The sequence below is a fragment of the Stenotrophomonas sp. STEN023 genome, from assembly GCF_056760135.1.
Window position 1 is genome coordinate 100,688 of sequence record NZ_JBRREF010000004.1, and the last position, 10,944, is coordinate 111,631.

The 10,944-nt window shown below is 59.3% G+C and carries 10 protein-coding genes and 1 pseudogene; 7 read left to right on the top strand and 4 right to left on the bottom strand.

Translation table 11 applies throughout. The features are described 5' to 3' along the window. The first annotated feature begins 2 nt into the window (after positions 1 to 2). The gene (locus tag ACVOLV_RS01825; RefSeq protein ID WP_481552863.1) at positions 3 to 215 is read left to right on the top strand and encodes a hypothetical protein; all 213 of its coding nucleotides are present in this window, start codon (positions 3 to 5) and stop codon (positions 213 to 215) included. Positions 216 to 320: 105 nt separating this feature from the next. On the opposite strand, the pseudogene ACVOLV_RS01830 reads toward ACVOLV_RS01825, so the two are convergent. Further along, positions 321 to 532 (bottom strand): annotated as a pseudogene (locus tag ACVOLV_RS01830) (transposase); the annotation flags it as partial. A gap of 12 nt (positions 533 to 544) precedes the next feature. Next, positions 545 to 856, bottom strand: a complete 312-nt coding sequence (locus ACVOLV_RS01835) for a hypothetical protein (RefSeq protein WP_481552864.1) — start codon at positions 854 to 856, stop codon at positions 545 to 547. 764 nt (positions 857 to 1,620) lie between these two features. On the opposite strand from ACVOLV_RS01835, the gene ACVOLV_RS01840 reads away from it, so the two are divergent. The 4 genes from ACVOLV_RS01840 to ACVOLV_RS01855 all read left to right on the top strand — a co-directional run bounded on the left by ACVOLV_RS01840 (position 1,621) and on the right by ACVOLV_RS01855 (position 8,844). After that, positions 1,621 to 3,975, top strand: coding sequence for a methyl-accepting chemotaxis protein (locus ACVOLV_RS01840; protein ID WP_481552865.1), 2,355 nt, complete (start codon positions 1,621 to 1,623; stop codon positions 3,973 to 3,975). Positions 3,976 to 4,050: 75 nt separating this feature from the next. Next, positions 4,051 to 6,912 (top strand): bifunctional diguanylate cyclase/phosphodiesterase, encoded by a 2,862-nt coding sequence (locus ACVOLV_RS01845; RefSeq protein ID WP_481552866.1) that lies wholly within the window; start codon positions 4,051 to 4,053, stop codon positions 6,910 to 6,912. Positions 6,913 to 6,944: 32 nt separating this feature from the next. Beyond that, positions 6,945 to 8,381, top strand: coding sequence for a phosphatase domain-containing putative toxin (locus ACVOLV_RS01850; RefSeq protein WP_481552867.1), 1,437 nt, complete (start codon positions 6,945 to 6,947; stop codon positions 8,379 to 8,381). A gap of 55 nt (positions 8,382 to 8,436) precedes the next feature. Continuing rightward, positions 8,437 to 8,844 carry a hypothetical protein gene (locus tag ACVOLV_RS01855; protein ID WP_481552868.1) on the top strand — a complete coding sequence of 136 codons (408 nt, stop codon included), beginning with the start codon at positions 8,437 to 8,439 and terminating at the stop codon, positions 8,842 to 8,844. Positions 8,845 to 8,861: 17 nt separating this feature from the next. On the opposite strand, the gene ACVOLV_RS01860 is transcribed toward ACVOLV_RS01855, so the two are convergent. Next, a complete protein-coding gene (locus tag ACVOLV_RS01860) occupies positions 8,862 to 9,413 on the bottom strand; it encodes a hypothetical protein (RefSeq protein ID WP_481552869.1) in 552 nt (183 codons plus the stop codon). Between the two features lie 551 nt (positions 9,414 to 9,964). Here ACVOLV_RS01860 and ACVOLV_RS01865 point away from each other — a divergent pair. Together ACVOLV_RS01865 and ACVOLV_RS01870 are read left to right on the top strand one after the other, a co-directional pair. After that, positions 9,965 to 10,408 (top strand): DDE-type integrase/transposase/recombinase, encoded by a 444-nt coding sequence (locus ACVOLV_RS01865; RefSeq protein WP_481552873.1) that lies wholly within the window; start codon positions 9,965 to 9,967, stop codon positions 10,406 to 10,408. Positions 10,409 to 10,519: 111 nt separating this feature from the next. Continuing rightward, positions 10,520 to 10,810 carry a hypothetical protein gene (locus ACVOLV_RS01870; RefSeq protein WP_481552870.1) on the top strand — a complete coding sequence of 97 codons (291 nt, stop codon included), beginning with the start codon at positions 10,520 to 10,522 and terminating at the stop codon, positions 10,808 to 10,810. Between the two features lie 26 nt (positions 10,811 to 10,836). On the opposite strand, the gene ACVOLV_RS01875 is transcribed toward ACVOLV_RS01870, so the two are convergent. After that, the coding region (locus ACVOLV_RS01875) for an IS3 family transposase (RefSeq protein ID WP_481552874.1) at positions 10,837 to 10,944 on the bottom strand (108 nt) is incomplete at its 5' end.

Here is a 10,944-nt window from a genome sequence, read left to right on the forward strand (position 1 = left end):
GCTTGTTCGGCAACATCCTCGCCGCGCAGGCTATGCCGCATGACAACGGCAAGACACTCGCGGCTGAAGTTGTCGACCGCGAGCAGCGAGCCGAAACAGCGCCCATCGAAGAACGCATCGCTGACGAGATCCATGCGCCAGCTCTCGTAGAATGCGGTGAGTACTGGTCGATCCAATCGGTCCGCAGCGACCCTGCACCGCCGCGGTCGCTTTGAGCGCAGGTTGAGCCCTGCCAGCTTGTACTGGCGTATCACGCCGCAGGTTGATCTCGTAAGAACGCGGCAGAAAGCCGATGCGCGTATGTCACTGCACCGGCCTCAGCGCTTTTTGATATCGTTCTGAAGCATCACCTTGTCCACGCTCAGATCCGCGACCAGTTGCTTGAGCTTGGACCGACGAACTTCTTCTTCCAGTTGTAGAACGCGGCCTCGGAAATTCCCATCTTCCGGCAGGTCTCGCCGGCTGATGTACCGCCCTCGGCCTGGCGCAAGGCAAACGCAATCTGGCCTTCGGTGAACTTCGACTTCTTCATGGCAAAACCACCTCACTGCTTGGGGTTAGTTTCGCCGAATTTCTCTACTTTTGAATGGCTCAAAAAGCTGGAGGGGTGGTCAATCTGCAGCGCCCCATGCACCACTTCCATGATCACGACGAGTTCATTGACCGGGACACCCACAAGGGGCCATGAAATGTGTGCCGTTGCAATGTCAATCAAGTGGACCGTGATGGTTGTACCAGGGCAGGACTGCGGGCTCACCGCGCGGACGTTTGGCAGTGGCGCCTCCAGAGTCAGGTTCACGGCGTCGCCGCGAGCACTGATCCGAGTCCAGACCTTCGTGCCGGCCTCCAGGTCCATATCGACAAGTCACTTGCGCAACTGGTACCCATGGACGCCGCGTACTCTTCGGCACGATCAACACAATATCCCTGACACCCTACACAACCGCATTAGGGCAATGGAATCTCTCAAATCCTCACCGAGCGACAATGCATTTTAGATTCAGGAACGGGAACTGCTGCCGATGTTGATACCAGCATTACTTGTCCCGCCCGGCGAGAACTGGTATGAGTATCATGAAAATCTAGAATCTGCCTGCGGCTCACCAGACGAGCTCGACCAACAGCCCCGCCCCTCCTTGTAGCAACCCTGACAACCACACTGAATGGAAGCGGACTCTAAACCGGCCCAGCTCAAGATGAGCCCCCCCCCGTTGAACAATCTATTCAACGCCAACAACATCGTGCCGGTGCACATACGTGTTCACGGCTATATCGAATCTAACACGACTGGTCAAAATATCCTTCGATACTGGCAGTGGCCACATGGCCGCCAATATCCGCAAGACATGCCACATTTCCGACGGACCGATTCAGAGGCCAGGCAGCTTCGCGCAAGCGAACGATTGCGATGCGGCCGGATTACTCGGCGAACGATATCCGCAATCGGCAGCATGTATCGCCCACGCGCCAACCTGCCTCTACTGTCTGATCATACTGTTCGACAAGAGCTCTTGGGCGTTGCTCCGTGCCCCATCACGACCGCTATGCCGGCACCATCATGCAGCACCTCATCGCACGGACCTTGTCCTGCCCCTCCTCTCAAAGGCCCCGTAGGTACGTATGCGCCGGAATCTTCCAGTAACCGGGAATGAGATCATTCTCGACAACGGCTGTACAATCGTTTCAAAGACCGATACCAAAGGCGTTATTGAGGAAATCAACCAGGATTTCCTCGACATTAGCGGCTTCACCACCGAAGAACTGTTGGGCAAGGCCCACAACATCGTCCGCCACCCGGACATGCCGGAGCTGGCCTTTTCGGATCTCTGGACAGACCTGAAAGCCGAGCGCCCTTGGGTCGGCATGGTCAAGAACCGTTGCAAGAACGGCGACCACTATTGGGTCGAGTCGAATTTCTCTCCACGCTATGAAGACGGCAAGCTGATCGGCTACATGTCGGTGCGGCGGAAGGCGACACGGCAGGCCATCCAGGAAGCAGAAGCCGCCTACGCCCGGATTCGAAATGGCGAACCAGGCCTCACCATTTCCCATGGCAGAGTGGTTAAGGCCACGTGGATGCCACGCGTTCTGCGCCAGTTCGACCTACTGCTTCGGCGCAACCACGTCCAGGTCGCGATGCAGTTGCTCGCACTGGCAGCCGTAGGAATCCTTGGATTCTGCCTGGCGAAAGGGAGCACATGGTCCGCGCTACCCTGCGGCCTGTCCGTAGGCCTGCTGGGATGCGCGCTTGCCCGGGAAACACACCGGCGCAGCCGCCGGCTGAGCACGCTCGCCGGCTCGGTACGCTCCATTTCCGAAGGCAACTACACCGCCGCAATCGATATCCTCGGCGACGGCGAGATCAGCAACCTCGCGCGGTCGATCAAGGCCATGCAGGTGCGGCAGGGCTATGAGATCCAGCAGATCAAGCAGCAGTCAGCAGCCAACCTGCGCATTCGCACCGCGCTGGACGAGGTCACTACCAGTGTGATGATCGCCGACGCCGACCTCAACATCATCTACACCAACCGCCCGCTGATGGAAATGTTGGGCAAGGCCGAGCAGGACATGCGCCGCGACCTGCCCCACTTCGACATGCAGACCCTGGTCGGCAGCAACATCGACATCTTCCACAAGCACCCGCCGCACCAGCGGGGGCTGCTGGACGGACTACGCGGCTCCCACCGCGCACAGATCACCGTCGGCGGCCATGTGATGCGCCAGATCATCAACCCCGTCAATGATGCCGACGGCAAGCGCGTCGGTTACGTGGTCGAGTGGGCCGACCGTACCATTGAGGTGCAGATCGAGAAAGAGGTCAGCGAACTCATCGCCGCAGCCTCCAGCGGCGACCTCTCCGGGCGCATTCCGCTGGAAGGAAAGAGCGACTTCCTGCTCCAGATCTCCGAACAGCTCAACGGCCTGCTGGCGGCCATCGGCACCAGCGTCGAGCAAGTCTCCGGCGTGCTGCGTGCGCTTTCGCACGGCGATCTCACCATGCAGATGGAGGGCGACTATCGCGGCACCTTCGCCGACATGCGCGACGACGCCAACGCCACCGTCATCCAGCTCACCGGCATCATCGACCGCATCCAGACCGCCGCGTCCAGCATCAACTGCGCGGCGGCAGAGATCGCCACCGGCAACAACGACCTGTCGCGCCGCACCGAGCAGCAGGCGGCGAACCTGGAAGAGACCGCGGCTTCGATGGAGGAACTGACCTCCACCGTGCGCCAGAACGCCGAGCACGCCCGCCAAGCCAACCAGTTGGCGCAGGGTGCCGCAGGCGTGGCATCGCAGGGCGGCCAGGTCGTGGGCCAGGTGGTCACCACCATGGCCGATATCGAAGCGGCCTCGCGCAAGATCGCCGATATCATCAGCGTCATCGACGGCATCGCCTTCCAGACCAACATCCTGGCGCTGAACGCTGCGGTGGAAGCCGCCCGCGCCGGCGATCAGGGCCGAGGCTTTGCCGTTGTCGCCTCGGAGGTGCGCACCCTCGCCCAGCGTTCGGCCAGTGCGGCCAAAGAGATCAAGGAGCTGATCGAGAATTCGGTCGGCAAGGTGTCCGAAGGCTCGGCGCTGGTGCACCGGGCCGGCACGACCATGGGCGAGATCCTGACTTCGGTGCAGCGTGTGACCGACATCATGGCCGAGATCTCGTCCGCCTCGCAGGAACAGAGCGCCGGCATCGAACAGGTCAACCGCACCATCAACCAGATGGACGAGAGCACCCAGCAGAACGCCGCCTTGGTGGAGGAAGCCACCGCCGCCGCGCGCTCGATGGAAGAGCAGGCCACCCAGCTGGCCGATGCGGTGTCGGTGTTTCGCACGGCAGCTGAGGGGCCGGCAACGCCAGCGCCCCCCGCTGGCAAGCCGGTCGCCATCCAACCACCGGCGCTGCGCCAGGCACCCGCCCCGCGTCGTATGAAACCGGCAATGGTGACCAATGCCGGCGATTGGCAAGAGTTCTGACATAACTCCTATCAATCTCTTGATGTCATAGCTCAGGAAAGGGCTACCTACCGATGATCGAAGAAAACCACCGCCATGACCCCCACGACACAAGAGAACCCAGGCTACCCCGCGACGCACTCGTGGCCAAGATTGGCCGTGGGCGGCGCGTTGCTCATTGTCCTGATGCTGGGAGTTTCGTGCACCCCCAAATTTACCGTATTCGACGCGCACTCCCCCTTGTTGCCGGTGTTTCATTTCACACTGGAGGCCTTCTCCGTAGGTGTATCGGCGCTGGTGGTCATCACGGCCTGGCATGCATCCGATGTGCATCGCTCGCCTCTAGCCAACAGCTTGATACTCATCTTTACGCTGGTTGCGGGGCTAGACCTGATGCACGCGTTCTCCTACAGCGGCATGCCCTCCTTCCCATCTCCTAACGGCACGGCCAAGGCGATCTTCTTCTGGCTGTCCGCTCGTACGGTGGAGCTTCTTGGCTTTTTTTTGCTACTTAGCGGCGTGCGCTTGCCCGGCATGCATTACCGCTGGTTCTTGTTAGGTATGGCGATGAGCTTGCTGGTACTGCTGCTGGAGCCCCATATCCAATCCTGGCAGCCAGCACTGTTCATGGAAGATCGAGGCGGGACGTCGCTGAATACCAGACTTGCCTATCTGTTCTGCGCCGCTTACCTCGCCATGGCGGCTTGGATGGCTCACGCTGCAACATCCGAACAACCCCTCTTTGTTTCATTCGCCATAGCCAGTTTCATTCTAGGCATTGGAGAGCTGTCATTCACCGAGCTGACTAGCACGGCAACCGGAGATGTGCTGCTCGGACACGTCTACAAGGTTTTGGCCTATTTCTTCATATTCCGTGGTGTCTACCTCACATCAGTGCGATTGCCCTACAAGGAGGTTTTGGCCTCCCGCCGACAATTGGAGCAGGAGAAAAAAAAGTATCACTCTTTGGTAAACGCCCTGCCCATCGGGTTGATTCAGTTGGATGCAGACCTGCTGCTGCGCTTCGCCAACCCGATGATCGAGGAAAATCTGGGACAGCGCATTGCCGCCCTGCAAGGGCGACACATCAGCGAGGTGCTACCCGTAGAGGCTGCTAAGCAGATCCTGCCAAACCTGAGGAATGCTCTGCAGGGTGCCTCCGTGATGTTAGATTACAGCTACGGCTCCTCTGACGGACAGGTCTATCGCCACGTCACCGCAGTACCCGACCACGACGAAAGCGGCGCGATCCGAGGCGTGCTGGCCCTCGTGATGGACACGACTGAGTGCACCCTCGCCCAGCAGCGACTGGAAGTGGTCACACGCAAGGCCAGCGAAATGCGCGCGGCGCTGGACGCCCACGCCATCGTCGCGATGACCGACCACCGAGGCACAATCACCAGCGTCAACGACAAGTTCTGCCAAATATCCCAGTATTCGCGGGAAGAGCTGGTCGGCAACAACCATCGTCTCATCAACTCGCAGCGGCATCCCAAAGCATTCTTCGAAGAAATGTGGGCAACTATCGGCAAGGGCCGCGTGTGGAATGGCGACGTCTGTAATCGCGCCAAGGACGGCTCGCTCTACTGGGTACAGACCACGATCGTGCCCTTTCTCGGTGAGACAGGGCGTCCGGTGCAGTACATCGCCATCCGCGCCGACATCACCCAGCGCAAGCTAGCCGAAAAGGAAGCACAAAAGCTGGCGCTCCACGATGCACTGACCGGGCTGGGCAACCGCAGACTGATGATGGAACAGCTTTCCCGGGTCGTCCAAGCGCATGGCCACAATGCACTGGCCATGATCGACCTAGACTATTTCAAGGAAGTCAACGACACCATGGGGCATCCGCAGGGCGACGTGCTGCTTCAGCAGGTTGCGCAGCGGCTGAGGCGAATCACGCGACCGCGGGATACCTTGGTACGGCTGGGTGGGGATGAATTCTGCATCGTGTTCGACGACTTGGGAGCCACGCCAGAGCAGGCCACCGCCGGCGCGGCCGATCTGGGCGAACGTATTCGCGATGCACTCGCTCAGCCCTACCAGCTGGGCCAACATATCATCACCGTCACGACCAGCATCGGTATCACCATGCTCCATCCTGGCACGGATACGGATGAACTGATCCAACGTGCCGATCAGGCGCTCTACAAAGCCAAGCAAAGCGGTCGTAACACCCTGCAGTTCTTCGACTCCATCCTGCAGGCCGAGATGGTCAGCCGCATCAATTTATTGCGCGACCTGCGCCGGGCCGTCGAGGACGAACAACTTCGCCTGCACTACCAACCCATTGTGGATGCGGACTCACAGATCATTGGCCACGAGGCGCTGTTGCGCTGGCAACATCCGACTCTAGGTATGGTGCCGCCCGAAACGTTCATCCCGCTGGCCGAGCAAGTCAACCTCATCTTGCCGCTCGGTATCTGGGTACTGGTGAACGCCTGCCTACAGATTAAGGCATGGGAAGGCGACCCGCTTCGGTCGCGGTGGAGCGTTTCGGTGAACGTCAGTGCTCGCCAGGTTCATGATATCGACTTCGTCTCTAGCGTCGAGACCGTACTGGAACGTACTGGCGCCAACCCCAACCGGCTACACCTTGAACTGACTGAAAGTCTGCTGCACACCGATGTGGAAGCCGTGATCGTCAAGATGCAATTGCTGCGCGAGCGCGGCGTTCGCTTCTCACTGGATGACTTCGGCACCGGTTACTCCTCGCTGAGCTATCTGCGCAGGCTTCCCGTGGACCAGCTCAAGATTGACCGCTCTTTCATCAAAGATTTGCAGACCAACTCCGACGACGTTGCCATCGTCAAGATGGTCCTCGCACTGGCAACGATGATGAACGTGGAAGTGATCGCCGAAGGCGTGGAGAACGAAGATCAGTATGTACAACTACAGCGTTATGGCTGCAAGAAGTACCAGGGTTATTTCTTCGGCAGGCCAGCCGAAATCCAATGATTCAATTCACACCCGCAGTGGACAGATGCTCCATGAAAACCAGTTCTCCTCTGATCGAATTCACTGACTGGGGCGTCCGCTTCGGTCGACGTACCGTGTTGACGGGCATCGATCTGCACCTCGGCGCGCCGGGTGTGATGGTGCTCATGGGACCGGCCGGAACCGGCAAATCTACTCTACTCAAAATGCTAGCTGGGCAATCCCGCGTCCACGCGCAATACGATGGCATGCTGCAAATCGATGGCCAGCCATTTGAGCAGGCGACGCAGCTGCCTTCGCTGGTGCAGCAGCATCCACGCGACTTGGCCATGAGCGTGATCGACACGCTGATCGAAGCGCTGCGCAGCAGCCAACAACCCATGTCTCCGGCCGAGCTGCGCGAGCGTTCGCGGCACACCTTGCAAACCTTCGGTCAGCACGATCTGCTGGAGTCGCTAGACAGCCGCTTATTCAATCTGCCGCGCGACCAGATGCGGCGGGCCCTGATCGTGCGCGCGGCACTTTCCGGCAACCCCGTACTACTGATCGACGAACCCACCAGCGACCTGGACGATGCCCAGGCCACCGGCGTGCTGGAGTTGATCCGGCGTCTGGCCGGCGACCGCTGTTGCGTGCTCACCCTTCATCATCAAGCCCAGGCCCGCTCCATCGCCGATCGCGTGGTGCTCCTAGCCGGCGGCCGCATCCAAGTCGAGGCCAGCGCCGCCGCGTTCTTCTCCAACAGCGCTGACCATCCGGTGCTCGCACAATTTCTGCGTACCGGCAGTTGCCATGTTCCGAGTCCGGATGCTCTGCCCGAGGATCTGGACGATGCGTTCGACGCCCATCACGCCACTCCCGCGAATGACGCCGCCATGGCTAAGTCCAAGCCGCTCGCCCCGTCCGCGTTGACGAACTATCCACCCGCTGTCCTTGATGCCGCCCTCACCTCCGAATCCCAGGCCGAGCCTGCCGACGTCGAGGCTCTCCCAACCGGTGTGCTGCCCGCTAGCCGCGGCCCGAATGGGTTCCATTGGCTGATTCCGGGCAAGCTCGCCGGCTGTCCGATGCCCGGTGCGATGCTGCCGCTGGAATACGACCTAAGCCTACTGCGCACTGTCGGCGTCACCGTGCTCGTGAACCTCACCGAAAAGCCGATGACCGACACCGCCATACCCGTCCATGGCCTACGCACGCTGCACATGGGCGTGGAAGACCGCAACGCGCCACCGTTGATGTGGATGAAGATGCTGCTGGTCAAGATCGACCGGCTCATGCGTCAAGGCGAAGTCATCGCCGTGCATTGCCTGGCCGGCCTCGGACGCACCGGCACCGTGCTCGGCGCCTGGCTGGTGCGCGAAGGCCTGACCGCCGAAGAAGCGCTGCGCCGCCTGCGTGCGATCGAACCCGGCTTCGTCCAGTCCCGCGTGCAGGAGGAACTGCTGCACGAACTGGAAACCAACCTATTGATCCGCGCGCCGGATTTCTGAATCCCTCACCCACCGCGCACTCCCTGTCGCGCGCCTACCATACCGGAGACTCCCCATGTCCCTCGATTCCGTTATCCAACAATCCATCACCTCGATCCCCGAATGTCTGGCCGCCGGCTATGTCGACATTTCCTCCGGCATGCTGCTGGCCATGCGTACAGTGGATTCGCATCCGAGGGAAGTGATGGACCTGCTCGCCGCCGCCACTGCCGACCTGTATGACGGCGCTAACGTGCGCATGATCGAGCAGATGTTCCGGCGCTCGCGCGGTCTGCCGGAAGGCGAAGGAGCGCATTACTTCCAGGAAATCATAGTCAACAGCGAGAACCTGATCCACGTCTTCATGCGCGGCAAGATCTACCCGAACCACATCATGACCTTCGTCTGCCGCCGTACCGCCAATCTCGGCATGGCCCTGACCAAGGCCCGCCTGGCGATGCCGCAGATCGAAGCCGCAGTCTGATCGACGTCTCCCCCCGTCTACTCAAAGAACAACGTGAAACGCATGTTGCCTTTGGTTCTCTCCGTCCCCTGGTAACGGCGTGTAACGCGCCGTTCACCGAAACAAATAGCTCCACAGCCCCCACCCCCACCGCCGATAACGGAGCGCAAAACAGCAGCGATGCAACCGCCGCCATCGATAACAATCAACTTATCGCCTATCGGTGGCCGCTGGACGATGCTGTTGACAATCACGACCAACGTATCGGCGCCCTCTTCGTCCACGAAGACCGCCCTATCACCCTGGTCTTCAAGAGCGGCGGACTGTCCGACCTCAACACCTGCAACCGCATGGGAGTCAGCTATGTGCAGGAAGGCCCGCCCCCTGAAAGTCGCGCCGATGGTGTCCACACAGATGGCTTGCCAGAAGGTTGGCGAAATGGTGTAAGACGCCGCGATCGGCAGCGGCCTGGAGGAAATCTTGACGATCCGGTGGCCGGATGCCTCCCGGCTTGAGTTAGTGGCGCTCGCGGGTAACGGGTTGCGTTTCTGCAGCGCTCCCCTCGCGGACGATTTGGCGGAAGGAGCCATGCCCATCAATCTCTAGCATGCCCCACCCGACTAGTTTCCTCAGACAAGGACAACTGGAATTTCCAGGACCTCGTGAACAGAGCTAGCCTTTGTTGGGATAACCTCGGGAGACGGCTATGTTTGCAAGCAAGATCACCAGCAAGGTCCGGCGGATTTACACGTTCTGATGCGCATCGGGACGAGTTCAGCATCCCAATGATGTGTCGTCTTCCTGGGGTTGCTTGAGCCGGCAACTACGCATGGCGTGAACATCCGGCCTCCGATGGAACTCGGGAGGACGCGCAGCTACTTCGGCGAATACAAGCGTAATTTACTGCCAACTATGGCATTTATGACACGCCCAAGGTAATTCTTGACCTGCGGGAGCACGGGGAAAGATGCAGCAAAACCGCATTGCGCGCATTGCATGGCTATCGCAAATGGCACATCCCGACTTCAAATCGACACGTATTGATTCCCGGTCGCTGCAGCATCAGTTCACCGTATCGCAACCGACCGAGGCATGGGTAACAAATATCACCTACATCCGCACCTGGCAGGTTTAGCTATATCTGGCGGTTGTTTTGGATCTTTTCTCGCACAGAGTTATTGACTGGACTGTCAGACCAACGATTCATCGAGAACTTGTTCTGGATGCCTTGATGAAAGCCGTGCTCAGCCGACGTCTTCGCAAAATCCTGATCCACTCGGATCAAGGCTTGCAATACGGAAGCGATGCATGGGGGCGTTTCCGCAAAGACAACTACTTTGAGCCAAGCATGGGCAGACGTGCCAACTGTTGGGACAACGCGGTCGCTGAAGCCGATGCGCGTATGTCACTACACCCGCCTCAGAGCTTTTTTAATGACACTCTGAAGCATCACCTTATCCACGCTCGGATCCGCGACCAGTTACTTGAGCTTGGACCGACGAACTTCTTCTTCCAGCCGTACAACACGACCTCGGAAATTCCCATCTTCCGGTACATCTCGCGTTTGCTCATGAGTGAGCTCTAGAGGCGAGAAGGATCCAATAACGCTATAGAACAATGTCCTCATCGCAATGGCTATACTTAGCCTGAAGCACATGTGTGGCGCCACGCGATATGTCTAGACCAAGGGGTGGTAATGGAATCGCTGGACGAGGACGATGTCGGTGGTGCAATTGCAGATCTCGAGGTCATTGCTTCGTCAATTGATGCGCTTGTTCTACGGATGCAAACCAGTTGCGTGCACCAAGTCTCAGATGACGAGGATCTGCTGGCAGCGATGTACGACTTGAAGAAGTATGTTGGTGAGCGGAACAGGTCTGGAACGATCGACGGACGATCTCGTCAAAAGAGTCGAGTGGAGGCTCTGTTCTACGCCCCAACGGTAAGGGCTATGTTTGACCAGTGGCGGGTGAGCCGATCGATGTGAATCGCCCAGGCTTTTGTAGACACTCTTCAGCCGTTTAGTGCGTACTGCCGTTCAAACTCTATCGGGGACAGGCCGCCATTGGAACCGTGTCGCCGTGTCGGGTTGTAAAACATCTCGATGTACTGGAAGACATC